The sequence below is a fragment of the Paenibacillus plantarum genome (assembly GCF_013141695.1).
Lineage (GTDB): Bacteria > Bacillota > Bacilli > Paenibacillales > NBRC-103111 > Paenibacillus_E > Paenibacillus_E plantarum.
In genome coordinates this window covers 23928-49292 of the sequence record NZ_WHNY01000064.1, presented here as the reverse complement: position 1 = coordinate 49292, position 25365 = coordinate 23928, and the positions used below count along the sequence as shown (strand labels likewise).

Genomic DNA, 25365 nt, shown 5'->3' with positions numbered 1-25365 from the left:
TATTCAGGACTGCGTTATCCTTTCACCGAACCAATCATTGTACCTTTCTCGAAATAACGAAGCAGGAAAGGATACATCACCAACACTGGAAGGGCGGATACGATTACCGCTGCCATCTTCAAACTCTCTGGCGCAGGTGGAATTTCATTCACAGCCGTCGTAAACGGATCGAGCCTGTTCTCAATCAGAATTTGCCGGACAATCTGCTGCAACACGAATTTGGATTGATCGGTCACATACAGTAAATTGTCCATAAAAGCATTAATGTGATGCACAAGCGACCAGAGACCGATCGTAACCAATACGGGGACAGATAGCGGCAAAATGATGCGAGTAAGAATACGCAGATCACGTGCCCCATCAATCCGCGCTGCCTCGATTAGCGCATCTGGAATCGAGCGGAAGAACGAAATCATCACCAATACCTGGAACGCATTTGCCGCACTCGGCAGCACGTAAACCCACCGCGTATTCAGCAGATGCAACTCCTTCATAAGCAGATAGTTCGGCACGATTCCACCGTCGAAGATCATTGTAAAGAGCAGGAGAAGTACCAATACCCGCTTCCATGGCATTTCATTGCGAGACAGTGGGTAGGCTGCGCATACGGTAACGATCAGTGTAAGCGCTGTACCGACGACCATACGGAACAGCGTATTGCCGTACCCTTTCCAGATGAACGGATAGGTCAGCAGTTCCTTGTATGGCGTCAAGGTCAGATCCCTCGGAATCCAGTGAAAGCCGCTGCGAAGCGCCTCTCCCCTTCCGCTTAACGAAACCGACAGTACGTGAATAAATGGGTAGACGACAATAATGGCGAGTATGCCAAGTACGATATAAATGATGCTGACGCTCAAGCGATCCTGCCAGTTTCTAATCCTCATGTTGCAAATCCTCCTACCATAAGCCGCTTTCTCCCTTGCTTAGTCTGCGCACAGTGAAGTTAGCCCCCAGAATCAGCAGCAACCCAACTAGCGACTTAAATAAGCCGATTGCAGCCGTATAACTGTATTGAAATTGCTGTAGTCCTACGCGATAGACGTACGTGTCAATCACATCGCCTGTATCAAAGGTGACTGGATTGAGCAAGTTGATAATTTGTTCAAAGTTTGCGCTCAAGAAGCCGCCTAAGCTGAGAATGAACATAATCGCAATCGTCGGCATAATCGACGGAATATTAATATGAAACAAACGTTGCCAGCGATTCGCTCCATCCATCGTAGCTGATTCATGCAGTTCGGGATTAATACCCGACAGCGCTGCGAAATAAATAATCGAGCCCCAGCCGATATCCTTCAAAATGGCCGAACCAACTACAATGGAGCGAAAATATTCCTTATGCCCCATATAAAATACCGGTTTCCCACCGAACCAGCCGACGATCTCAGCAACGATGCCCGTGGTCGGCGACAGGAAATAGATGACAAGGCCGGACATGATGACCCACGATACGAAATGCGGCAGATACATGGTCATCTGTACGAAGCGCTGAAAAAAGCGGGATCTGATTTCATTAAGCAAAAGCGCTAACACAATCGGTGCGGGAAAAGCAAACAGCAGCAAATACAGATTCAGCAGCAGCGTGTTACTCAGCAACCGATAGAAATCGGCCGAATGAAATAGCGCCTCGAAATGCTTAAAGCCCACCCAAGGACTGCCCCATATCCCGTCGATGACGCGAAAATCTTTAAAAGCAATCAGTACCCCGTAGATCGGGCCATATTTGAATACGAGAAAAAAGGCAAAAGCAAACAGATAGAGCGCAAACAGCTCCCTATTTTTCAAAATCGTTTTCATGTCATGTGCACTTCCTCAGGGCCAGTTGCGACTCCTCCCCGGCAGCGGCGAACGACTTGCGGCCGAGGATTCGGATTCGCTTCTCAAGCTGATTATTTTTTAAACTGCTTCTGGTACATGTCGTTAGCTTCCTTGGTCAGCTCGTCTCCGCCCTTCGCTTTCCACTCCGCCACATACTTATCGAAATCGCTAAGCGGCAATTCTCCACTAATAATTTGGGCAAAATATTTTTGCGTTAGCGCCGTCAAATCCTTCTTATATTTGCCATCTGACGGAAGCGCAGCAAACAGCAGCGCATCTGTCTGGTTTGGTGCGGAAGAATAGGTACGAACGGCTTCGTTCATCTGCGGATTGGAATATTTATCCCGGTAAGTCCGCGTCGTGATATTGCCCAGGGAGAACAATCGAATGCCAACCGCATCACGCTGTTCTTGTTTTTCGAAGCCTGTTAAGGTTTTCGTTGCACCAGAAGTCGCTCCGCTGGCTACAAAATCCCACTGCGTTCCTTTTACACCCAAGCTAGTCATATTGATTGTTTCTTCGTCACTGCTCTCTGCTCGCAAAATTTCAAAAATTTTGTTCAGCTTTGCTGGGTCATTCTTCACTTTGTTGCCAAGCACAACGAAATTACTCTTGATTCCCCAGTCCCAGCTTCCGCTGCCGCCAGGGCCCCTCGGATTTTTGCCCAGTTGGAGCTTAGCATTCGGATTGATGTCCTTCATAGCTACATTTGTCGCACCATCCGCGAGCGCTGCTTTACCGACTTGCTCTTCAATCACACCGATTCGATTGTTGTACAACTTCTTGCGGTACGAATCTTGTGTATCCGTAATATATTCCGGATCGATCACGCCGTCAGCATACCATTTACGCAACTTTTCAAGAGCATTCTTCGCCTCCGGCATGATGGAACCGTTCATAATCTGTCCCTGCTTTTCGTGCCACATCGTTGGTTGAACGCCATAAGCGCCAAATATCGAGTAGAAGCCCGTCGACCAAGTCGATGTCGCCGTACCAGTCAAGCCGTATGTGTCGTTCTTGCCGTTTCCGTCCGGATCCTTCTTGGCGAACGCATAAGCCGCCTGCTCGAATTCATCTAGGGTCTCAGGGAGCTTGGTGATACCGACTTTGTCGAGCCAGTCTTTGCGCCACAACATCGTAAGATCATAAGGTTTCAAATCGATAAACATCGGAACTGCCCAGAGCTTGTCGCCAAACGTTACCGTCTGGAACAGCGCTTTCGACTGCTCAACATCTTTATAGTATTCAGGCATTTTCTCTTTCACCATATTGAGATCTAGATCCATCAAGACACCTTGCGCTTGGTAGGCAGATACATTCGATGGATCACCCAGCATGAACACATCCGGTACGTCACCGGAAGCGATGCTAGCATCGGTTACTTTAACTGGCTTGATTTTGATATTGAATTTCTGTTCAAGCCATTTCTGCACAGGCGTATCGGCAACGACCGCGGGCGCTTGGAATTGAATGCCCCACGAGATTTCAATTGGTTTTGCTGCACTACTCGGTTGACTCGATACGGAAGCTGTATTCTTTTCTGTGGAACACCCGCTAAGTACGCTTGCTGCCATGCTGGCTGCTAAGACGGTGAGTGCGACTGGTTTCATTTTATAGATAGGCACAATAATCTCCCCCTGTTTCACATCATGATTTCCGTTCCTTAACGCGCTCTACCCCGGCCGGGAATTGGGAACGGTTACATCCTTAACGATATCCCGTGGCACACAACTACACAATCATCTCATTCGATTTTTGTTATGTTTTTCCTTTCTGTGGCTGTTTGTATAGCATTATGTTATCCGATTTTTCGTATGTTTTTCGCCTCTCACCTTCCCCTTATTTCATTCTGTGCTATAATTTGCTTGGTGCTGAGTATGATATCCACCCCATATTGAAAACGCTAACACTACGAAAGGAGGGTCTGGATGCCTAGTCTTCAAGTGATTCGCAACCGATCTCTCTTCGTCAAACTATTGTTATCGATGACGGCGATCGTCATTGTCACTGTCATCCTCATTTCTTCGGTCACCTACACGATTTCTGCGGATACCAGCATTCAGAATTCAATTGAATATAATCAATCGATCATGGAACAGCAGCGGGAACTGATTCATAAAGAACTTACTGCGATACAGAATATCGCCTCGAGCATGGTCATGACCCAATCCTATCTGTATCACAAAATAAACGATAAACTAAGCGTGTCTTCACTCATTGACTTGACACGATTCTTGGAAGAGCAGCAGAAACTGAGTCCTTATATTGACTCCATTTATCTCGTATACAATAAACTCGATCTCATTCTGACCTCCCGTTCTGATATGAAAATGTCCCCGTTATCTTCCTTCACCGACCGTTCTTGGATGACCGTCATGAGTGAAGACACCGCGAACCGGACCCTGTGGCTGACCAATCGTCCTGGCAATGCGGTGAAGGGGACACTTGCCACCAGTTTAATGCAGAAAATGCCGCTCATTGGTCCAGTTGATGGGGCCATCGTGATCAATTTGAAGCTTGACCTGCTCTTCAAAGAATATTTGAGCCATTATCATAATAAAAAGGGGCTGACGCTTGTTCTCGGTTCCCAAGGCGAACCTCTCTACAGTGAAACGGAAGAAGCGGCAGCGCTAATCGGGAAGCTGGATAAAAGCGTTCTATCCACTCCTGGAAGCGGATCATACGTCGACGATCGACGATGGATCGTGACCTACACTACTTCTAGTGTGACAGGCTGGAAGTTTGTCAATTTGACCAAACGATCTGTTCTGCTTGAGGGGCTGAGCCGCATTAAAATGATTGTGGCTGCCATATCCGCTATTTACGTCACTGTGGCCATTTTGCTGCTGTTCTACATCTCACAAAGGCTGTACCGGCCACTCAAAAGCGTTATCGCCTATATTAGTGGCGGCGATAGAGCAAGCCCAGAGGCCTCCTTGCTGGCCGCCGATGAAGCGAGCTTCATTCAACAGGCATTCGAACGGCTTCGCCATAGCCGGGAAACGATCCTCAGCGAGAAGGAACGGGTAGAAACGTTGCTTGGCGATAACCGTTCCGCGATCAAAGAGAAATATTTGAGCGACCTCATTAAGGGGCGGGCGGTTTCTCAGCAAAGCAGTGGATTAGAGAAGGATGCAGCGGAGCTTTTGGGGTTAAAGCTGAATTTTGAACGATTTGCCATCTTGACGATCGAGCTCGAGGAGCAATCCTTACTGAATGACTCAACTGGCAATCTCCATTTTCATCTATTTCAATATGGCTTGATTGAAGAGCTGGGACCCGAAATCGACGGCGAAATCTTCGCCAGAGACGATGAACGCATCATCATCATTATTGTTGCTGTGCCTATCCATCAAGACGAGGTTCTGATTGAGCTTGCTAGGAAGCTGCAGCGAAATATGGAGAGCCGCTACGGCATCCTTGCAACGATTGGACTTAGCCGCATCCACACAGATGTGTATTCCGCTCAAACCGCCTATGAAGAATCCGTCGAAGCGCTCAGCCTGAAAATGTATGTCGGCAAAGGCGAAATCGTGCCTTACACCATCGTTAGCTCCTGGAAGCAAGATGAAGAGACTTATTTTTACCCCTATGAGCTAGAGACAAAGCTGCTTCAGGCGCTGCTTCAATTGAACGAGGACGAATGTGCGGAGACGATCAACCGTATCACGAATGAGGTGACCGCCCGCAGGCTGGGGAAAGCCAACGTGCAGCAACTCTTCTTTCAATTAAGCGGGGAGATCGTAAAAACGCTAGTGCAAACCGGCGGAGATATGACCGCCGTGCTCGGCGATCGACCGTTCGTGCTGTCTAGTATCCAAACGCTTCGCGATATGGAAGCGCGCTTGATGGAGATGTGTATCCAAATCATTGTGCACAATCGGGAGAAACGGTTGAAGCTGAATGATATGACTTTGCAGCTGGCCACCGAATTTATGGAGAAGAACTACAATAACAACATCACAATTGAGACGGTTGCCGGTCACGTGCAGCGAAGCACATCCTTTTTGAGCCGTATTTTCAAGGAAACAACGGGCACAACGATCAACGACCATTTGATTCATCTGCGAATTAAAAGAGCCTGTGAGCTGCTGCGGCAGCCCAAATATTCGCTGGAGGACATTTGCCGTGAAATCGGCTATGCCAATGTCAGCTACTTCAGCAAGCTGTTCAAATCACGCATGGGGAGTACGCCTGGACAATACCGCTTGCTGAAGACGACGGTAGACCAGATCCCGGCGGGAGGCCTGGAAGAATCGTGAGACAATGCAAAGAAGAGGCGTTCCAAATGTAACCTTTGGAACACCTCGGTTATTCCTCCTATCGCCAAACACGGGCTTCGGCTCAATCATGCTGACCTTAGTCTGACGATCTCCTTGTGCCTTCGTACACTGCGGCTTCAGCGAGACAGCCCTCGTCGTCCCTTACGCACTCCTTCGAGAGGGAACGAGGATGTCCTAATTGTGGGTACATAGGTGAAATCTTCATCGAAGGGGAACTACAGTACTCTATTTCGTCGAAATACTCGATAAATAACGAAAATTGGCCAATTAGCGTATCTACGTTCCCCTTGCGTTCGATTTCAGCCAGTTTCAGCCAAATAAGGTATCTAGGTTCCCCCTGCATCCAAAGTTATTGACCATTAGATCAACGATGGTAAGGGTGGTTAAGTTGGTAAGGGTGACATCTCATTGTGATCACAGTTTTTAAAAGCTCAGGATTGTGTCCATAGTTTCCCACAAAATAGATCCCTGCTCGTTCTCCGACCATGGGACAAAATGCGGCTGCATGATGTCGTGCCAGTTCTCTGGCGTAATCGGGGCAGGCCACTTCCTTCGTGTCGCCCCGTGCTCGAACGCGGGTGACGGACGTTCCTGATAGGAGAAGATCAGATCCTCGTACGCTCCGATGATATAGGTCGGATTAAAGCAGCTCGGTTTCTCCTCCTGCAAAGCGTAATGATAGAAGATATAACTGCTGTACTTCGATGGTTTCAGTCGCGCGAGCATCCCTATTCGCTCACGGCCGCCATTTTCTCTGGCTTCCCTTATCTCCGGCTCCCCATCGTGGTAAATATCGAGCATCGGAACTGAGTACCGCTGCATGCCTCCATCACCCGGCCATGTCTCCAGCATCTGCTTGCACGTTGTTGGCCATTCCCATTCGGATTCGCAGCATTCGCTCGCCGTTTCAAAATAAAGGAATACACCACTCCCCCTCGCGAAAATCGAGCAACTCAACAAACCCTGTTCGCGAAGTTCGCTCTGCCAGCTTTCAGCTGCTTCTGCTAACGCGAGAGCAAAGTTCGCTTCGCATCCTACTTTCACCTGCGCCCTATACATCCTTCTCATCATGTTAGTATCGGGTAGAATCGGCTTGCGTTGCCCGCGCGAATCATTCCCTTCTCCTCCTCTGTGAGGTCATCAGGAAGTACCGCCTCGAACAAATCGATGACGTCCCTATAGCCGCCTGCCTGCAACGCGACCGGCCAATCACTGCCGAACAGCAGCCGGTCGCTGCCGAACAACTGAAGCAACTGAGCGATGTAAGGCCGAAGCTTTTCAGGATAAAATCCGCCTGCCATCGTGATCATACCGGACAGTTTAACCACCACGCTTGGATGCTGGGATAGCCGTTCCATGCCTGTTCGCCACGGTTCCATTCGCTGCCCACGAATGTCTGGACAGCCGAGATGGTTGACGACCGCATTGAGCAGCGGCAGTTCCTCTAAGTACGACGCTACGTCCGAAAGGTCTTCGGGTTTTACGAGCAGATCTAGCGTTAGCCCAGCCTGCATCAGAGCAGCAAGTGCCGACCGTAGTTTACTCTGGTCGGCCTTGGACCGCTCAGAGCGAAATGCGCTGCCGCTAAGTCTGATGCCCGTAAAGCACGGGTCAGCCTTTAGGGACGCGAGCTCCTCGTGAAAAGTATCCGCGAACGGATCGAGCCCTCCGCTCACGCCGGATATTACCCGCCAGGTCTGTGCCATCTCCAGCAGGAATGCCGCTTCTTCAGCCGTAACGGCGGCCTGTACGGCTACAAGCCCCTTCACACCGAAAGCGCCCAGCTCCGGAAGCAACTGCCCTGGCAAGTAGTCCTGATAGAGCAGCTCATTCTCGGGCTTTAACCAGCCGTAATCACCACGCGATGGTTTCCAAAAATGAACGTGGCTGTCTATGTACATGGCGCTTCGCCTTCCTGCCCCTTACGGCCAGTCAGCACATCGGCGGCATACGGATTCGGCCAAGGCATCTCATAGCTCGGCGAATTGACGTAACGCTTCATGCCAAGCCTCAGCCTAATGCCAGTGCCTTGTTTTAGATGAATCGTCAACCATTTGCCTTTGAGCTCCATGTGCGAGCCTTGCACCGGGCACCCCTCTGCGTCGATTCGCTCGGCGCTGGTGAATTCGTGCTCGCCGAAGCCCCCTGCCTGAATGACGACCTCGCGCTCGTCATATAAGCTGGTGTTGCAAAGTTGCAGTGTCACGCCGTCCGTTGTAAGCGCCTCCACTAGCGCAGATACGCCAAGCGGAAGACCTGGCCGCCTCTCCTGTGAGTCAAAATAGCGTACCCGCGCATGCTGCAAGCCACCGTGCGAAATATGCATCGGTCCTCCCAGTGTCAGTTGTACTAGCGATTCGAAATAAATTGGGCACATTTCCTGCCAGATGTGAATATTAGAAAAGTCGCCGTCTGCAAAGCCGCTTTTCCACCCATGCGGGTCGCCCTCCTCAGAGCGCATTCGCTCAAGTTGTCGACCGACCAGCTCCATATTGGCAGCTAGTATCCGCTTCGGATAGTCGGGGTTAAACCCTCGAATGTACTGGAACCAAGGCTCTGTATTGCCGATATAGTGTTTCGTTTCCCTTCCTGTCCGGCTGTCCCTTCCCGATACGACAGGCACCGTAATTTCATTCCAATCATGATCCTTCGGAATCCGGTCAATCCGCTCTAAATCCTCATCGGCCATCGACATCGTCCACAAATAGACCGGGTACTTCGGCAGCGCCTTCCGCCAATCGTACCAGCCGTTATCCCGGTGTTTATTCGGCACGAGTACTTGACCATTCTCTTCCCGACGCAGCGCCCAGTTGGCATCTAGCTGAGAACGGGCTAACTCAAGCTGGTTCATGTCTCCCGTAAGCAAAACGGCGTTCATACACGCGTTCGTCAGCGGCTCAATGATGGTCATAAAGCCGTGCGGCCATCTCCAACCGTAGTAGCCTCCCCACCATTTGCCCTCGTTGTACTCGCCGATTACGCCTGACAGTCCGACATTGTCGGGAATAACTCCTCCGTTATGGCGGGTACGCTCTTCCCATGCTGCGAGATAATCGACCACCCAATCGCGATATACGGTGTCTCCATTATGCATGAATGCGTGCGTAATCAATCCGGTTGCATTCAAATTCAGCGGGACGTCTCCCCGGTTCATTCGCTCATTCATCATCGCAATCAGGCTCTGATATACGTCATCGTTGGACCAAGGGCATTTGCCGCTCGCAAAATCGACACCAGGAATATCTTCATATGGTGCAGGATAATGGTCGAGAATGCTGCGATGCGTGACCCAATCCTCTTCCGACACCGTGAACCGCGGACCCTTGCTTCCGGTCAATGGTGACCGTATAAGCTTCTGTGCTTTATCATAATTAGGAGCTTCCGGATCGTCTCCCATATACATGCTGGCAAAGCGTAAGGCTCTCTGCTTGTCTTTCGTTGTAACAGGGCCAGCTAGTCCGAGAAAGTAGAGAAATAAATACCCTTCACCGTGATGCATCCAATCATAGTACGCATCGAATTCTCGTTGAATTTGGCCATACTCGGTCCATTGCCAAGTAATCCCTTCCCAAATCTTACGCGATACTTCATGGAGCTCACGGCTGCCCCCTAACACGTAGAGCAGCGCTAGATTCATAAACCCTTCATAGGGGTCATCCGAGCCGTCCATACCCGGCCATTCTTTCTGCCAAATCAGACTTCCATCTGGCTGTGTGTAACGCGCCACAAACTCCTTCGCCGCCTGATTCAGCGTAGCAAACAACCACTGTTCCTGTAGCGCCCACTCCGGAGGAACCATTCGCTCCTCCGCTACAATCCTTGGCAGGATGCTTCCTTGTGTGTTCACTTCGCTTCCTCCTTCTCCGCTGGAAATAAACTTTTGCCCTGAAATAAGGCATACACCCGTTGCAGCTCCTCTGGATCCAGACCCTGCCCATCACAAAATGCCAAGTTCGTGCGCAGCACATTCGATGTGGCAGCTCCTGTCAAGGTAACGTGAATACCCGGATGCGACAGACTGAAACGCATGGCTGGCTCGACAAGACCGTGTGGCTCTGTTTTACGCAAAAACTGGAGCTGATCCATCCGCTTCGTTGCCTCGTACACGAGGTTTGGCCTCAAAAACGGTGCTGGCGTATCGGCAAGCAAACCGAGTCCTAGCACGCTTCCGTTAATAACAGCGATTTCCTTCTCTGCTGCGAGCGGGAGCAGTACGTCCTTCGCCGTATGATCAATCAGCATATATCTCGTATAAAACTGGATGCTGTCAAACCCATTTAGCCGGACATAACGCTCCAAAAGTGATAATATCCTTGTCGAAACGCCGATATATCGAATCTTTCCGTCTTCCCGCAATTTCTCCAGAGCAGGAAGCGTCTCATTCACAACCGTGTCATACGGAACCTGCTCCACATCGTGAATTTGCAGCAGATCAATCCAATCGGTTTGAAGCCGTTCCAAACTATCCTCCACTGAGCGAATCGTTGTCGCATAATCGAACGATTCTCCCGGACCTACTGCTTTCGATGCCAGCACAACTTCGTTTCTTCTGCCGCCGTTCAACGCCCTGCCGATTCGGCGCTCCGACTCACCTCTGCCGTAGCTCGGCGCTGTGTCGATAAAATTGATTCCGCTGTCTAACGCCTCATGGATCATCTTCTCGATATCGCGTTCATCCGTAGGTCCAAAAACCCCTCCAAGGGGTGCGCCGCCAAGCCCGAGTTTCGATACTCGAAGTCCGGTGCGGCCGAATGTAGTATACTCCATTTGAATCCCTCCTACTGTAAATTGTAGTGTTCATCCTTTATAATCAAAATAGCCAGAGTTCCCCATCTTATGGCATATCTTCTCTATTTGAGGAAGAGGCGAAAGCAAACGTGGAATTTATTTATACAGAACCGATCGGTTTGACCGATCTTGCGGTGCTAGAGGTCGGCACGCAAAGTTGCCTGCCGGACATGTCATTCGGGCCCTCTGTAAGAGATATGTATATCCTTCACTACATTCACAGCGGATACGGCACTTACTCAACAGGAGGCAGAACGGAACCGATTGGCCCAGGTGAGCTGTTCCTTGTCATGCCTGACACCGTCCATTCCTATTGTGCCGATTCAGATGAGCCCTGGCGTTACTCGTGGTTCGGCTTCGTCGGGACATTGGCCCCCCGTCTAGTCGAACTGGCCGGATTTACCGTCCTGTCTCCTGTCCGAACGGCTGACTCGTCACTGTCCATTGAATCTCTTTTTGACAATTTAATGAGCCTGCGCAACGAACCGGCCAAAGAGCTCCTTCTGACTGCTTTGCTGTACCAAATATTCGGAACGTTGGCAATACCGGACGACGCGCCGACGCTAAGAGCAGATGTCGGACACCATATACGCAATGCTGTTTCCTTTATGAACACCCGCTATGCCGATCGCATTAGTCTAAATGAAATCGCTGAGCATGTAGGGCTAGACACCAAATACTTGTGCCGTCTCTTCCAACAGCGTCTGTCCATGTCCCCTTACCGGTATTTGACCGATCTTCGGATGAGAAAAGCTTGCCGCCTTCTCCGCAGGCAGCTTCTCGGGATAGCCGAAATTGCCCTTTCCGTGGGCTACCAAGACCCCTTGATGTTTTCCCGCATGTTTAAACGAACCATTGGTCTTTCTCCAACAGCGTATAGGGAAAAGGCGAAATTGGAGAGCGGAACTGGGATTTAACTGGAAAATATACAGCTATTTTTGAGGAATTTCCTCGAATATTCGATTTAACTGTAAAACATGTAGTTAAAATTGCCGTTGTTGCTCAGATCGGGTAAAATGGTCAAAATTAACTGCAGGTTTGAGACAATTTCACAATCTCAAACCCGCACCAAACCTAGCTTTTTTCACACAAAAAAAGGGACTACCTCCCCAAATCTCGAAGTAAAAGGCGTCGAAACCAACAACCCGAGATGAAGAAAGGTATTCCCTATGTATTCTATTCAACAGCAAGAATTGTTTTCCTTCCAACAATTACTGGAAATTAAGCCCGATGACCGGTATGCTCCCATACTTGAACATCTGGATTTCAAATCGGTTTTACAACGACTTAGAAAACAGTCGCGTTTGGGTCCACCGCAGACATTAAACTTTCCAGCAATGCTCTATTCGCTCCTCATTGCAAAAATAGAACGAATGGACTTCGTGAAAGATATTGTTCGCCGTCTAAAAACGAGTATTGAGTTCCGCATGCAATGCCGCTTTACCGGTTCTGACACTACGCCAAGTGAGGCTTCGTACTCTCGTCTCATTCGTGTTTTAAATGATCACCAGCTCATCGAAATGGTTCAGGATGGGCTAGTGCTAGATGCGATCTCAGAAGGATTTATACCTGGGCTTCATTTGGCGTTCGACTCTTCAGCAGTGGAGGCTTGGAACGCGGTATTTTCCGATGGAGCCGTTAAGCGCAAAACATCACGTCAAAATCAAAAGCCACTTACGCCGCAGATCGAGCAACTTTCGGTTCCCATTGAAGAGGATGTGAAAGAAGAAACGGCTCCTCCCCCTACGCCTCAAAAGTATGGACGCGGTCGTCCGAAGAAGGAAGAAGCGATCCGTCGCGCTGAGGAGCGTAAAGCATATGAAGCAACGCTGTCTACTTTTGAAAAACCAGTGGCTGACATGTTGCCTTACACCTATGAAGAGCTGATGGAAGAATTGCCTCGGGCGCCAGAGCGGTGTGCAAAGAAAAATGCTAAAGGCTTCCTAACATCTTGGTATGGCTACAAAGCAAATGTTATCGTGGACGCGGACAGTCAATATGTGCTAACTGGTTTTCTAAGCTCAGCTAATATCAACGATCAACGTGGTGGAGTCGTGTTGTTAAAAGCACTAGCGAACAAATTTCCTATGCTTCAAATCAAGCATATCATGGCCGATAAAGGGTATGACGCACATCCACTTTATAAACTAATTCACTCGTTGGACGCTTTTCCGATTATTGATTTCATTCACCATACAGAGCCGCCCGAAGGGTTTAATAAGGACTTTCACCCGATTTGCGAACAAGGAAAAGCCTACGTATACGATAGCTATGATCCGACCTACAAGACACTCAAATTCACACGTCCAAAAGAGTGCAGTAACTGTCCTCTCGCGGAAAGTGGATGCCAGAAAGTGTATAAAATAAAGGTGGATCAAGATATTCGTAAAAACACCGTACCTGCAAGAGGGAGTGAGGGCTTCAAACAACTGTATAAAAAGCGGACGGCCGTTGAGCGCGTGTTTGCATATTTGAAAGAATATTTTGGTCTTCATCGCACACGTCACCGGGGAACGAGAGCCGAAGTTGATTTCCAGTTGAGTACACTCGCTTATACCGTATGCAAATTTGCCTTAGACAAATGGAACCAACAACTTAAACAAGTTGCCACCGCTGCCTAATTTTAAAAAAAAGTGAATTCTTAGGCACGCAAGAACTCTAGCCAATTTTTCAATTTGAATTGTGAAATTGACTCGGTTTTCCATCTATTCTGCGTTTATCCGGAAAATCCCAATATTTAACTGCAGAAAATCCATCTATTCACCTGGCGCACAGGAGATTTAAGAAACTCCCATCAGATCAACTTACTTTTCTGACTCAGCAAGACAAACTTCTAACTCAACTTTCCCACTCCATTCACGAAAAAAGCCCACTATAGCACAATCGCTTTAGTGGGCTTAAAAAGTCAATCAAAATCGTAACGCTGTTCCTTGAAAGGATTTCCGTACATATGGTAACCATTCCGCTCCCAAAATCCTGGCTTATCCTTCGCCATAAACTCAATGCCTCGCAGCCATTTGGCGCTTTTCCAGAAATACAGATGCGGTACGACCATTCGCACGGGGGCTCCGTGGTCAGGTGTCAGCAGCACGCCATTATGTCGGATGCCCAGAAAAGACGTCTCCAACAGGAAATCTTCCAGCGGAAGATTCGTCGTCCATCCATGCTCAGCATGCAGCATCACATGAGTTGCTTCTGGTTTCAGCTTCACTTTGCTCATGAGCTCCGACACAGCAATGCCTTCCCACACATTATCCAGTTTGGACCATGTGGTCACACAGTGGATATCGTTAGCAAATTCCTTACGCGGCAGCGCCATGAAATCCTTATACGAAATGGTGAACTCTTCTTCCACCAAACCGAACAAACGCAAATCCCATTTGCTCATGTCGTTGTAGTAGGGCACGGACCCATAGTGCAGCACAGGCCAGCCTTGTGTCAGCGTTTGCCCAGGAGGAACACGATCGTTCGGATCCTGAGGCAGCTTTTGCCCAAATTGCATGGAAAAACCTCCATCCGTTCTACTTACATCTTAATTGAGACAACCTAGTCGTTACCGATGTAGGAGCCGTATTCCGCAGCGCTCAATAAGCCTTCCAATGCTTCTGGTCCTGAGATTTCAACCTCAACCATCCAGCCTTCACCGAACGACGCATTGTTAACCAGCTCTGGCGAACCTTCCAATGTGCTGTTCACAGCTGTTACTTTGCCTGATACTGGGCAGAAAATATCCGAAACCGTTTTGACCGATTCCACACTCCCAATGCTTTCATTTGCGGTTACAGCAGCGCCAACTTTCGGAAGTTCTACGAATACAATATCTCCTAATTGATCCTGTGCAAAATCGGTAATCCCTATGCGAACCACCGTATCCGATAGCTTCTCTACCCACTCGTGCTCTTTGGTGTATAACAAATTGGCTTGTACGTTGCTCATCAGTCCACGCCTCACTCACTTACAAATTTTGCTTTTAGCTTAATCTACTGTGAACATCAAAGTCAAGATGGACGTCCCAGAAGCAGTGAAACGAGCATGGAGCCCCTCCACTGACCTTCCAAATCAAAAGTTACTGTTGACAATTCACACCAATTTAGGCGCATAATGAATATTATAAGGCTAATTAAATATTGGCGAATGAGGATACAGGGAGAGACTGCTGAGCACGATAGCGGCGCCGAAGGAGTAAGCCCGGAGCGGTGAATCTCTCAGGCAAAAGGACCTGTATCGGACGCGACTCTGGAGAGCTTCGAACACTCGTTATTTACGGGAAATCGGACACCCAAGGGGAAACTTAACGATGGAATGTATAGATTCTACCGTTCTAGGCAACTCTCAGGTATAAAGGACAGGGGCAAAAGGTATGTTTGTGTTGCATACTTTTTGCTCCTATTTGTGTTTCCGAAATATAACCAACGGTAAATAAGTCCAATGAAAGTGAGGTTATTTGCATGCTGAAACGAACACCGCTCTTCCCGATTTACGCGGAATATGGCGCGCGAATCATTGATTTTGGCGGCTGGGAGCTGCCCGTACAGTTCACTGGCATTCAGAAGGAGCACGATGCTGTCAGGGGGCAAGCGGGGCTTTTTGATGTGTCGCATATGGGCGAAGTACGTATTCAAGGCCCGGATGCTTTCGCATTTTTACAACGCGTTACGACGAATGATGTATCCAAACTGGTCGAAAGCCAGTGCCAGTACAGCCTCCTATGCTACCCGAATGGCGGTGTGGTTGACGATCTGCTCGTTTATAAGTTCAGCGCCGATGACTATATGCTCGTTATCAATGCCTCGAATATCGAGAAGGACATCGCTTGGCTGCAACAGCATCTTGCAGGTCAGGTAGAACTGACCAATGTTTCTGAAGAGACTGCCTTGCTGGCTCTACAAGGTCCGAAGGCTTTAACCATTTTAGCTAAATTGACAGATGCACCGATTCAGACGGTTAAAACCTTTCATTTCCTCCCTGACGTGAAGGTAGGAGAAGTAACAACGCTGCTCTCTCGTACTGGGTATACAGGTGAAGATGGCTTTGAGTTGTATGTGGATCAAAAGGATGCGATTACGCTTTGGCGTAATCTACTCGAAGCTGGTGCTGAGCATGGGCTCATCCCGACAGGTTTAGGAGCTCGAGATACGCTGCGCTTTGAAGCGCGACTCCCCCTTTACGGACAGGAGCTATCTTCAGAAATTTCGCCGCTTGAGGCGGGACTTTCTTTTTTTGTAAAGCTGGATAAAGGTGATTTCATTGGGCGGGATGCGCTACTCGAGCAAAAAACGAACGGTTTGCCCCGTAAGCTTGTCGGTATTGAAATGCAAGAACGCGGCATTCCGCGTCCTCATTATGCCGTATACGCCGAGGGTAAACAGATTGGTGAAGTAACAACAGGTACGCAATCTCCAACGTACAAAACCAATGTCGGCTTAGCTCTGATTGATGCCGCGTATAGTGCTTTGGGTACGGATGTGTATGTTGAAATCAGAGGCGCTCAAGTGAAAGCAACAGTAGTCTCTACCCCTTTTCACAAAAAGAAATAATTCCCGAATCCGGGTCGGAAGGAGCATCTTCGGTTATGAAACATCGTTATTTGCCTATTACGGAGCAGGATCAAAAGGAAATGCTGGAGACCATCGGCATCTCCTCCATGGAAGAAATGTTTAGCGATATCCCGCAGCAGGTGCGGTTTCAAGGTGAACTGCAAGTAGGGAATGCCCTCAGTGAGCAGGGACTACTCCGATATATGCGCGAGTTGGCGGAGCGCAACGCGGATTTTCAGCGCTACGCCAGCTTCCTTGGCGCTGGCATCTACGATCATCACCTTCCGGTGGTGATCAATCATGTCATCTCGCGCTCGGAGTTCTACACAGCGTACACGCCTTATCAACCGGAAATTAGCCAGGGGGAATTGCAGGCGATTTTTGAATTTCAGTCGTACATCTGTGAGCTGACCGGCATGGCCGTGGCGAACGCCTCGATGTACGATGGCGCCACAGCGCTGGCCGAAGCCGGCGCGCTAGCCAGCGGCGCGACGAAGCGCAGCCGTCTGCTCGTGTCCCGCGCGGTGCACCCAGAGGCGCGCGCCGTCTTGCGCACGTCCGCCCGCGGGCTGAACTTGGAGGTCGTCGAGATCTCCGTGACCCCCGAAGGTGTCACGGATCTGGACGATCTCGCGTCCAAGCTCGAGATCGACGCAGCCGCTGTCATCCTCCAATCGCCGAATTTCTTCGGCTGCTTGGAGGATCTCGCGGCTGTGGAGCCGCTCGCGCACGGCGCGGGCGCACTGCTCGTCGTGAGCGCGAATCCGCTCACGCTCGGGCTGCTCGAAGCGCCGGGCAAGCTCGGCGCTGACATCGTCGTCGGCGATTGCCAGCCGCTCGGCATCCCAGCTGCGCTGGGAGGGCCGAGCTGCGGCTACTTCGCCGTCGCGGAGAGCTGGATGCGCCGCATGCCGGGGCGCATCGTGGGCCAAACCGTGGACCGCGATGGCAAGCGCGGTTTCGTGCTTACGCTGCAAGCGCGGGAGCAGCATATACGACGTGAGAAAGCCACGTCGAATATCTGCTCCAACCAGGCGCTTCTCGCGCTTTGCGCATCCGTGTACTTGTCCACGATGGGCAAGCAAGGCATTCAAGACGTTGGCACGCTCAACGTCCGCAAAGCCCATTACGCGGCGAATCGCCTCACCGCGTCAACCAAACTCGAGCTGCCGTTCACTGGCAGCTACTTCAATGAATTTGCCGTCAAGCTGCCAGACGGCACGAACATCGAGGAGCTGAATCGTCAGCTCCTCCAGCGGAACATCATCGGCGGCTACGATCTAGGCCGCGACTATCCCGAACTGGCCGGCCATATGTTAATCGCCGTCACCGAGCAACGAACACGCGAAGATATCGATAACTTCGCAGCCGCATTGGAGGAACTCGTATGAACAACGAAAAAGCACTCATTTTTGAAATGAGCCACCCCGGACGCGTCGCGTATTCCTTGCCCGAATCGGATGTTCCCGACGTGAATATCGATGAACTCCTCCCTGCCAAGTTTCGCCGGCAGCTAGAACCCGACCTGCCTGAGGTGTATGAAGTCGATGTCATCCGCCACTACACGGCGCTTTCTCGTCGCAACTTTGGGGTAGATAATGGCTTCTATCCGCTAGGCTCGTGTACGATGAAATATAATCCCAAAATCAACGAAGACGTTGCCCGGTTCCCTGGCTTTGCCCATATTCACCCATATCAGCCGGAAGAATCGATACAAGGCGCGATGGAGCTGCTGTACAATCTCCAGCATGATCTCGAAGCGATCACGGGAATGGATCGCGTAACCTTGCAGCCTGCGGCTGGCGCACATGGTGAATGGACGGGGCTTATGATGATCCGTGCTTATCACGAAAGCCGCGGCGAGCATCGGACCAAGGTCATCTGTCCTGATTCGGCGCATGGCACGAATCCCGCCAGTGCAACGGTTGCTGGGTTCCAAACCGTGACAATCAAATCCGATGATCGGGGACTCGTGAATCTTGACGAATTGCGCCGTGCCGTCGGTTCAGATACAGCCGCGCTCATGCTCACGAACCCGAACACACTCGGTTTGTTCGAAGAACAAATCGTTGAGATCGCCGAAATCGTGCATGCCGCAGGCGGACTGCTCTACTATGATGGCGCGAACGCGAATGCCATTATGGGCATCACGCGACCAGGGGACATGGGCTTCGATGTGGTCCATCTCAACCTGCACAAAACCATGAGCACCCCGCACGGCGGAGGCGGCCCTGGCGCTGGCCCTGTCGGCGTCAAAGAACGGCTGATTCCGTTTCTGCCAACGCCACTTGTCGCCAAGCGCGAAGATAACAGCTACTATTTCGACTACAACTATCCGCAGTCTATCGGTCGCGTCAAAGGCTACTACGGCAACTTCGGCATCCTCGTTCGTGCCTACACGTACATTCGTACGCTCGGTCCGGAAGGCTTGCGCAAAGTATCCGAATACGCTGTGTTGAACGCCAACTATATGCTAGCTCGGTTAACGCCGTATTTCGATGTACCGCATCCCCGCTTCTGTAAGCATGAATTCGTGCTATCTGGGAATCGCCAGAAGAAGCTCGGTGTACGTACACTCGATATTGCCAAAAGACTACTCGACTTCGGCTACCACCCGCCAACGATCTACTTCCCGCTCAGCGTTGAAGAATGCATCATGATCGAGCCGACGGAGACTGAAAGCAAGCAAACGCTCGATAGCTTTATCGATACGATGATTGCCATCGCCAAAGAAGTAGAAGAGAATCCAGAGTTGGTTAAAAACGCCCCCTACACAACTGTCGTCAGTCGGATGGATGAAGCATTGGCCGCTCGGAAGCCGGTTCTGAACTGTACGTGCGGATAAAGCAAACACTTCTGGTTTTACCCCTCCGCCGCGGTGGCGGGCAGGGCTTTAAGGCCCAAAAAGGGCCTTATCCTGCGGGCCAACAACCAAGGACATAGAAATAGCGCCCTTCGGGGGCGCTATTTCTGGTTTTGTCCCTCCGCCGCGCTGGCGGGCAGGACTTTATCCTCGTTGCTGTGCTCCCTCAATCCCCTTACACCGACAACTTCTCCACCAGCTCGTGCGAAGCCAGTACCAGATCCCCCCGAATGCCGCAATCATTCGGATTATCCAGCGAGTCCAAGAAATGCTGGACGACACCAGCGAAGCCTCTACGCTCCAGCACCGTGTCCCAGCTGCCGAAGGTGCGCAGGCGCGGAGCGGCATTTTTATCATAAAAGACCGCTGACTCCAAATTCGTCACCTCGACGGATCTTCCGCTGCCGTGCAGCTCTACCTTCTCCAAATCCACGCCAGCGAGTCTAACCATACTATAGGAACCTGTCGCGGAACCAAAGCCTAACGTGCCAGAGGCATGCAGCAGCTTGCCACTATCATCTATATGTTGATGGGAGGCCCTCACTTCGTAGGAGCTTTCTCCTAACCAAAGCAACGTATCCAGCATGTGGATGAGATCATCATAAAGCGTTTCTTTGGCACTATGACCTTGCAGCTTGGTACGATGTTTGACGGCTGAGGCCACATCGAATCCGCCCGCTTCCTGTAACCATGCCTTGGCCTCCATGTAAAGGGGAGCGTAGCGACGATTAAAGCCCGCAGCAAGCAGTACACCTTTGCGCTCCGCATAGGAAACCATTTCCACGGACTCTGCCCACGCATACGAAAGCGGCTTATCTACATAGACCGCAACGCCATGCGCCATACATGTCATCGCAATATCGTAATGCGTCGACGTCGGACTATGGACGAAAACAGCATCCAACCCAAGCGCCAACAATTCATCCAATTGCGTCGTCCCGAAAGGCACCCTATATTTCGTCTTCATGCGCTCCACAGTCGCTGGGGTAGAGCTCATAATCCCTACAAGGTCCACCCTTTCATTGACGGAAAGCAGCGGTAAATAAACTTTTTGTGCAATATCGCCCAAGCCGATGAGGCCGATTCTTTTTTTTGACATCCTAAACGCCACTCCTTATCTCTGTTCGTAAGACATAACGTCCTACCCATAATCCTAGTATGAGCAAAATTGCACCAACAATCGTAGACACGCCATACACCTGCACCCACTCAGGTTGATCCACAATTAAGGCATAAATCTTCCCGCCTGCAACAGGTCCCAAGAAAGCCGCGAAGCCTGTGATCGCCGAGTATGTCGCAATATACATCGGACGCTCACTCTTTGGAGTATCCCCAATTGTAAAAGCGAAAACCATTTGATTGAAGCCTCCCAAGCCAATTCCGAGCACAATATGAACCATGAAAAGCACAACAACAGCAGGAATGAAAGCGATAGCTCCCCATAGTAAACATGCTAACGCAATGATCGGTAACGACCATAATAGCAAGGTTTGCGCCGAGAATCGCGCATTCAAATTTCCCCATACATAGTAGCTAGCCATCATGACTAAGGTATGTACCACTGTGATATAGGAAACAGTTCCATAGGAAATGTTCATCAACTTCAGCATGACATAGGAGAAAAGAGGCACGGTCAATCCTTGCACGAAGAGGAAGGCGGCTAGGAAAATAATCGCTTTAAGAAACGCACGGTCCATTAATGGCTTCTGTAGCATACCAACAGGGTTGGTTGCCGTTGAAGGCTCAAAAGGTGGATTAGGGTACAAAAAGTAAGCAATCACGTTAAGAACCACACAGACACTTACGATCATGAAAATGTAATTGAAGCCTTCCTCACCCGGGTATTTATCAAGAATCTGGCCACCTACGAATAGCGCCAGCGAGCTCACGCCGCCCAGAATGGTATTACGCAGTCCAAAATAACGTCCACGAATCGGTCCTGGTACCGCATCACTGATCAGTGAGGTCCACACAATCCCCCCAGCCGCATTTCCTAGATGCGCAGCCGTGTACAGAATCATATACGTAATCACCCAGTACTCTTGAGGTAATAGAAAAGGGATTAACCCTACACAAGCCCATAATATTCGATGCGTGGATCCGAAAATAATCAGCATCCGCTTCCGATTGCGGAATTTCTGCATGACGACTGCCATCGCAATTTGCACGATATTCACGACTGTCGTAATCGCCAGAATAAGGCCAATCTCGGTCGAGCTTGCCCCCAAGTAAATCAAGTAACCAGTTAAGAACGGTCCGCCAAGCAGTTGAAAAATAATAACAGCTGGAAAGCCCTCAAATGTCGCGACTAGCAAGCTTTTACGGTAGGTGGACATTTTTTTCTTCGACTTACGCGCGTTCGAATCGAATAATTTCACAGGTCATAAACCTCCTTTTGTCGGTCTAGCAAGTTAGCAGGATCTAATAGTTTACAACCTATGGGTCGCTTATGTTAATATAGAAGTGACTACCTAATCTATCATGTCAGGCGGGATCATCGTAAACTTATGAAACCTAAATATTGGGGTTTGCTGGCAACTTCGTTGCTCTTTTTGATTTTCATTGTACTCTCTATGAAATTGGAGTCAACTACTTATTTGTATATCGCTAGTGTTTGCCCGATTCTTGTCGTGCCTTTTTTACCAGATATCCGCTCGAATCAATATATTAAGCCCAAAGTGAACGGCGCTGTACGCCTTATTTCGATGGAAAACAAGGACGGCGGAGACACTGAATTTCTCGTGATCCTTTTTGAACCTGGTTATATCAAATGGAATGGCGGCAAGCTTTTCTTCAACCTGGCAGATAACATGAAAGATGTGTATGTAAAGCCAGATCCATTTGCGGCAACGCTTACTGTACTCAAATACGATCTGTTCAAGCATCGCCGTAAGAAGAATTGGATTGGCATTTCCTTAGCCCAGCTCGAACAGCGCACCGAACAGCTCTCTTATACAACCAATGAAGTGAATCGTCTACTTATTCGTACTTCTGATATTCAGGAGTTGCTGCAAGCCAACTTTAAACAGCCTGCCTCTGTGGGGCAACAGGTTGGCGCCTAATAGCCACAAAACATAAAATCACCCAACGTTTGAGATCTCAGCCTACATGCAACAAGTAGGTAAGGAAGTCTCAATCGTGGGTGATTTTTTTTTCAAAAGATTAAGTTAGCTGCTCGCCGCACAAATACGCAGCTAACGTACGAACCATAACACCGGTTGCCCCTTTGGGCTCGATGCCTTTGGCCGACCACAGCCAAGCTGTGCCACCGGTATCCAAATGGATCCACGGCGTTTCCTCAGCAAAGTATCCGATGAACAGCCCCGCCGTAATCGCGCCTGCCCAGCGTTCGGAGGATGTCGCGTTTTTGATATCCGCTACATCACTTTTCAGCATCGCACGATATTCGGGATAGTTCGGAAGCTGCCATACTTTCTCGCCAGCAGCTCCTGCTGCTTGCAGAAATGGCTTTATGAACTCATCGTCATTCGTAACGGCCCCTGTTGCGATATCTGCAAATGAGATCAAAATCGCACCTGTTAATGTCGCCACATCGATCAGACGGTTCGCCCCTTGCGCTTTCGCGTAGGTGATCCCCTCTGCCAAAATAATACGACCCTCCGCATCGGTATTGAGCACCTCCACGGAATGCCCGCTGAGCATCGTGACGATATCCCCTGGACGGTACGCCGTACCGGACGTCATATTCTCTGCTGCGGGAATGACCACAACCAGATTCACCTTCGGTTTCAATTGACCGACGACGTGCAGAGCACCGAGCAGTGTGGCGGCTCCGCCCATATCACTGATCATTTCTTCCATGCCGTCGGGCTTTTTCATCGAGATACCGCCGGTATCGAAGGTCACGCCCTTGCCGACGAGGCCCAGCACGTCGGCATTGCTCGGATCACCCGTGTAACGCAGGGTGATCATGCGGGGCGGGTGGACGCTGCCCGCGCCCACCGCTATGAGGCCGCCCATCCCGCGGGCGGCGATGTCGTGCTCATCCAGCACTTCTATGGCGAAGCCATAGTGCTGGGCGAGTGTGATGGCTTCCTCTGCGAGGGAAGCCGGCACAAGCTTGTTGCCCGGGAGGTTCGTGAGATCCCGGGCATAGTTCGTGCCCTCCGCAACCGCTTCGGCGGCTGCGATCTGTTGCAGAAGCGCTGCATCCGCAGGCGCTTCTGTGAGCAACACCGCCTGGCGCAGCTCCGCGCGCGCAGGCTCGTTCTTGCGGTACGCCGCGATGCGGTACGTACCGAGGAGCAGCCCTTCGGTCAACGCCGAGGCGGCTGACCGGCTGTCGAAGCCGCTTGGCAGCTTCAGCGCCAAGCGTTCGAACTGCAGCGCGAGCATCTTGCGCGCTGCAAAGACCGCGGCTGCGCGCAGCGTATCGCGCGTGGTTGCGGGGCCGAGCCCCGCAACAAGCACGTACGCGTACGGCAGCAGCCCGTGGGTCGGCAGCGCCTCGAGCTCGCCTGAGGCGCCCGTGAATAGGCCCTTTGCGCGCATGCGCTCAAGGGCCTGGTCGAGCTGCGGCTGGCCGAGGACGCCGTCCTGGCGCAGCTCCGCTTCTGTGAGGCAGACGAGAATCGCGTCTGCCCTTTCTGTATTATCCAACAACGAGGTGTACACACGCGTTGTGATGTCTGTTATTTTAGTAAACATAGGAAATGATCCCTACCCTCATCCATATTTCGATTCTTGCTTGTAATCTTCCCACGATTCGCCTCTCAAGGCGATACCTATTTCCTGTCTTGCTTCCTATCTCGCGTCCCTATCCGTTTGCCCCCACCAAGTAACTGTAAAAACTCCCGCTAATTCCTTCACTTTTCTCTTCGAATTCCATTTAACTGGAAAACCTCCAGTTATTTTCCGCATATCTGCCGATTCCAAGCCAATCCTGCTAAATTAACTACATAAAATCCATCTATTCCTCTAAATCGATGTATTTAGTCAATATTAGCTGGACTTTTTCCAGTTATTGGCCTGAACTGACGCGCATGTAGTCATGCAGCATCATTACCGAGTCTCCAATAGCGGCTTCCTCCTAATAAAACGAAGCAGCCTTCTGCACAACCGATGACATAGGTAGTTGGTACGGACACTTCGCTTCGCACAGCGGGACCACTTTACAAGGATCATGGTCTGCACAGCTAGTTATTTTTTCCTGATGACGCTGGAAAAATCCATCCCCTTTCGGCAGCAAGCCGAATTTCTCCCTGAACTTGCTCGCGATCATCACGTCAGGGATCGGGATTTCCAACGGACAGGAGCAATAGTTACACCGTCTGCAATCGTGCTCACCTAACTCAAGTGCAAGCTGTTCTAGTTCGTGGCGCTCCTCTTGGCCAACTTCTTTCCGTTGCGCATCCAAATTCTCTTGCACTTCCTTGACGCTAACCATTCCTGAAATGGTTACATGCACATCTTGGCTATACGGATAGCGGATCGCCCGATCCACGGGTTGAATGAATCCACCTGATAAAGGCTTCATCGCTACACGCATCAAATTCATCTCAGCTGCTTTGGGAATTAGCTCATCCAAGGCAAACGGCTGCGCCAAATTCAAATGAAATAATATTTGCGAGAATTGCTCTTTGGCGATCCATTTGACAAGCAGATCTGGACGATGTCCGGAAATGCCGATAAATCGCACTTTCCCCTCACGCTGAGCTTCTAGAGCAGCCTCGTAGGCGCCACCGACTTCCATCGCTTTCTTATATTCCGTTACATTGTTCACATAGTGAATTTGCAGTAAATCAACATGATCGGTCTTCATTCGAACCAGGCTTCGCTCAATCTCGGCTTTCGCAGTCGCATAATCGCGTGCTCCCGTTTTCGTTGCTAAGAAATAATCCTGTCTTCGGTGTGAGATGCACTCCCCGATAATTTCCTCACTATTCCTATAAGCTGCCGCAGTATCTATGTAATTGATGCCATGATCCAAAGCATAATTAAGCGCTTCTCTCGCTTGTTCCAAGGGTACGCTAGGCAAATTCATGGCGCCAAATCCTAATGACGACACTTTATAGCCTGACTTCCCAAATGTTGAATATTTCAAGCCCTATTCCCC

Annotated in this window: 20 protein-coding genes and 1 riboswitch; of the genes, 7 read left to right on the top strand and 13 right to left on the bottom strand. The window is 50.2% G+C overall.

Going from position 1 to position 25365, the window contains the following annotated elements:
* Nucleotides 1-14 precede the first annotated feature (14 nt).
* From GC096_RS21515 to GC096_RS21505, 3 genes are all read right to left on the bottom strand, one after another.
* Entirely contained in the window at nucleotides 15-884 is an 870-nt protein-coding gene (locus tag GC096_RS21515) for a carbohydrate ABC transporter permease (RefSeq protein WP_171633067.1), read from the bottom strand.
* Nucleotides 885-897: 13 nt separating this feature from the next.
* A complete protein-coding gene (locus GC096_RS21510; protein ID WP_171633066.1) occupies nucleotides 898-1797 on the bottom strand; it encodes an ABC transporter permease in 900 nt (299 codons plus the stop codon).
* Between the two features lie 92 nt (nucleotides 1798-1889).
* Nucleotides 1890-3443 carry an extracellular solute-binding protein gene (locus GC096_RS21505; RefSeq protein WP_171633064.1) on the bottom strand — a complete coding sequence of 518 codons (1554 nt, stop codon included), beginning with the start codon at nucleotides 3441-3443 and terminating at the stop codon, nucleotides 1890-1892.
* Between the two features lie 303 nt (nucleotides 3444-3746).
* On the opposite strand from GC096_RS21505, the gene GC096_RS21500 reads away from it, so the two are divergent.
* Nucleotides 3747-6080, top strand: coding sequence for a helix-turn-helix domain-containing protein (locus GC096_RS21500; RefSeq protein ID WP_171633063.1), 2334 nt, complete (start codon nucleotides 3747-3749; stop codon nucleotides 6078-6080).
* Nucleotides 6081-6524: 444 nt separating this feature from the next.
* On the opposite strand, the gene GC096_RS21495 is transcribed toward GC096_RS21500, so the two are convergent.
* Genes GC096_RS21495 through GC096_RS21480 form a run of 4 tightly spaced genes read right to left on the bottom strand, consistent with a single transcriptional unit; the run spans nucleotide 6525 to nucleotide 10868 of the window.
* Nucleotides 6525-7145 carry a hypothetical protein gene (locus GC096_RS21495; protein WP_171633061.1) on the bottom strand — a complete coding sequence of 207 codons (621 nt, stop codon included), beginning with the start codon at nucleotides 7143-7145 and terminating at the stop codon, nucleotides 6525-6527.
* Between the two features lie 23 nt (nucleotides 7146-7168).
* On the bottom strand, nucleotides 7169-8002 hold the full coding sequence (locus GC096_RS21490; protein ID WP_171633059.1) for an amidohydrolase family protein: 834 nt from the start codon (nucleotides 8000-8002) through the stop codon (nucleotides 7169-7171).
* Nucleotides 7993-9948: a DUF8034 domain-containing protein gene (locus tag GC096_RS21485; RefSeq protein ID WP_171633058.1), complete on the bottom strand. Its 1956-nt coding sequence runs from the start codon at nucleotides 9946-9948 to the stop codon at nucleotides 7993-7995. Before GC096_RS21485 ends, GC096_RS21490 begins: the two co-directional genes overlap by 10 nt.
* A complete protein-coding gene (locus GC096_RS21480; protein ID WP_171633056.1) occupies nucleotides 9945-10868 on the bottom strand; it encodes an aldo/keto reductase in 924 nt (307 codons plus the stop codon). The genes GC096_RS21485 and GC096_RS21480 overlap by 4 nt, the downstream gene beginning before the upstream one ends.
* A gap of 110 nt (nucleotides 10869-10978) precedes the next feature.
* Here GC096_RS21480 and GC096_RS21475 point away from each other — a divergent pair, with 110 nt between their 5' ends.
* Complete coding sequence (locus tag GC096_RS21475) at nucleotides 10979-11806, top strand: AraC family transcriptional regulator (RefSeq protein WP_171633055.1); 828 nt, start codon at nucleotides 10979-10981, stop codon at nucleotides 11804-11806.
* 252 nt (nucleotides 11807-12058) lie between these two features.
* Nucleotides 12059-13510 (top strand): transposase, encoded by a 1452-nt coding sequence (locus GC096_RS21470; protein ID WP_171633053.1) that lies wholly within the window; start codon nucleotides 12059-12061, stop codon nucleotides 13508-13510.
* Nucleotides 13511-13794: 284 nt separating this feature from the next.
* On the opposite strand, the gene GC096_RS21465 is transcribed toward GC096_RS21470, so the two are convergent.
* Nucleotides 13795-14391, bottom strand: coding sequence for a sulfite oxidase-like oxidoreductase (locus GC096_RS21465; RefSeq protein WP_171633051.1), 597 nt, complete (start codon nucleotides 14389-14391; stop codon nucleotides 13795-13797).
* Between the two features lie 44 nt (nucleotides 14392-14435).
* Nucleotides 14436-14825 (bottom strand): glycine cleavage system protein GcvH, encoded by a 390-nt coding sequence (gcvH, locus tag GC096_RS21460; RefSeq protein WP_171633049.1) that lies wholly within the window; start codon nucleotides 14823-14825, stop codon nucleotides 14436-14438.
* A 198-nt stretch (nucleotides 14826-15023) separates the two neighbouring features.
* Nucleotides 15024-15120: riboswitch (glycine riboswitch) on the top strand.
* A 211-nt stretch (nucleotides 15121-15331) separates the two neighbouring features.
* Here gcvH and gcvT point away from each other — a divergent pair.
* The 3 genes from gcvT to gcvPB are packed head-to-tail and all read left to right on the top strand — an operon-like array spanning nucleotide 15332 to nucleotide 19271.
* Complete coding sequence (gene gcvT / locus GC096_RS21455) at nucleotides 15332-16426, top strand: glycine cleavage system aminomethyltransferase GcvT (RefSeq protein WP_171633166.1); 1095 nt, start codon at nucleotides 15332-15334, stop codon at nucleotides 16424-16426.
* 35 nt (nucleotides 16427-16461) lie between these two features.
* On the top strand, nucleotides 16462-17817 hold the full coding sequence (gene gcvPA / locus GC096_RS21450; RefSeq protein WP_171633048.1) for an aminomethyl-transferring glycine dehydrogenase subunit GcvPA: 1356 nt from the start codon (nucleotides 16462-16464) through the stop codon (nucleotides 17815-17817).
* Nucleotides 17814-19271 (top strand): aminomethyl-transferring glycine dehydrogenase subunit GcvPB, encoded by a 1458-nt coding sequence (gene gcvPB, locus GC096_RS21445; RefSeq protein WP_171633046.1) that lies wholly within the window; start codon nucleotides 17814-17816, stop codon nucleotides 19269-19271. The genes gcvPA and gcvPB overlap by 4 nt, the downstream gene beginning before the upstream one ends.
* 193 nt (nucleotides 19272-19464) lie before the next feature.
* Here gcvPB and GC096_RS21440 read toward each other — a convergent pair whose 3' ends face one another.
* Both GC096_RS21440 and GC096_RS21435 read right to left on the bottom strand, forming a co-directional pair.
* Nucleotides 19465-20388, bottom strand: a complete 924-nt coding sequence (locus tag GC096_RS21440; protein WP_171633044.1) for a Gfo/Idh/MocA family protein — start codon at nucleotides 20386-20388, stop codon at nucleotides 19465-19467.
* A 1-nt stretch (nucleotide 20389) separates the two neighbouring features.
* Nucleotides 20390-21667 carry an MFS transporter gene (locus tag GC096_RS21435; protein ID WP_312886315.1) on the bottom strand — a complete coding sequence of 426 codons (1278 nt, stop codon included), beginning with the start codon at nucleotides 21665-21667 and terminating at the stop codon, nucleotides 20390-20392.
* A gap of 129 nt (nucleotides 21668-21796) precedes the next feature.
* Between GC096_RS21435 and GC096_RS21430 the strand changes: the two genes are divergently transcribed.
* Nucleotides 21797-22351 (top strand): hypothetical protein, encoded by a 555-nt coding sequence (locus GC096_RS21430; RefSeq protein ID WP_171633042.1) that lies wholly within the window; start codon nucleotides 21797-21799, stop codon nucleotides 22349-22351.
* 100 nt (nucleotides 22352-22451) lie between these two features.
* Here the strand turns inward: GC096_RS21430 and GC096_RS21425 are convergent, their stop codons facing one another.
* Nucleotides 22452-23957 (bottom strand): leucyl aminopeptidase, encoded by a 1506-nt coding sequence (locus GC096_RS21425; protein WP_171633040.1) that lies wholly within the window; start codon nucleotides 23955-23957, stop codon nucleotides 22452-22454.
* A gap of 382 nt (nucleotides 23958-24339) precedes the next feature.
* On the bottom strand, nucleotides 24340-25353 hold the full coding sequence (locus GC096_RS21420) for an aldo/keto reductase (RefSeq protein WP_171633038.1): 1014 nt from the start codon (nucleotides 25351-25353) through the stop codon (nucleotides 24340-24342).
* Between the last annotated feature and the right edge of the window lie 12 nt (nucleotides 25354-25365).

Excerpts from the sequence above, each read along its gene's own strand:
- GC096_RS21515 (WP_171633067.1), bottom strand. The coding sequence starts at position 884 with ATGAGGATTAGAAACTGGCAGGATCGCTTGAGCGTCAGCATCATTTAT.
- GC096_RS21510 (WP_171633066.1), bottom strand. The coding sequence starts at position 1,797 with ATGAAAACGATTTTGAAAAATAGGGAGCTGTTTGCGCTCTATCTGTTT.
- GC096_RS21500 (WP_171633063.1), top strand. The coding sequence starts at position 3,747 with ATGCCTAGTCTTCAAGTGATTCGCAACCGATCTCTCTTCGTCAAACTA.
- GC096_RS21490 (WP_171633059.1), bottom strand. The coding sequence starts at position 8,002 with ATGTACATAGACAGCCACGTTCATTTTTGGAAACCATCGCGTGGTGAT.
- GC096_RS21480 (WP_171633056.1), bottom strand. The coding sequence starts at position 10,868 with ATGGAGTATACTACATTCGGCCGCACCGGACTTCGAGTATCGAAACTC.
- GC096_RS21470 (WP_171633053.1), top strand. The coding sequence starts at position 12,059 with ATGTATTCTATTCAACAGCAAGAATTGTTTTCCTTCCAACAATTACTG.
- GC096_RS21465 (WP_171633051.1), bottom strand. The coding sequence starts at position 14,391 with ATGCAATTTGGGCAAAAGCTGCCTCAGGATCCGAACGATCGTGTTCCT.
- gcvH (WP_171633049.1), bottom strand. The coding sequence starts at position 14,825 with ATGAGCAACGTACAAGCCAATTTGTTATACACCAAAGAGCACGAGTGG.
- gcvPA (WP_171633048.1), top strand. The coding sequence starts at position 16,462 with ATGAAACATCGTTATTTGCCTATTACGGAGCAGGATCAAAAGGAAATG.
- gcvPB (WP_171633046.1), top strand. The coding sequence starts at position 17,814 with ATGAACAACGAAAAAGCACTCATTTTTGAAATGAGCCACCCCGGACGC.
- GC096_RS21440 (WP_171633044.1), bottom strand. The coding sequence starts at position 20,388 with ATGTCAAAAAAAAGAATCGGCCTCATCGGCTTGGGCGATATTGCACAA.
- GC096_RS21430 (WP_171633042.1), top strand. The coding sequence starts at position 21,797 with ATGAAACCTAAATATTGGGGTTTGCTGGCAACTTCGTTGCTCTTTTTG.
- GC096_RS21425 (WP_171633040.1), bottom strand. The coding sequence starts at position 23,957 with ATGTTTACTAAAATAACAGACATCACAACGCGTGTGTACACCTCGTTG.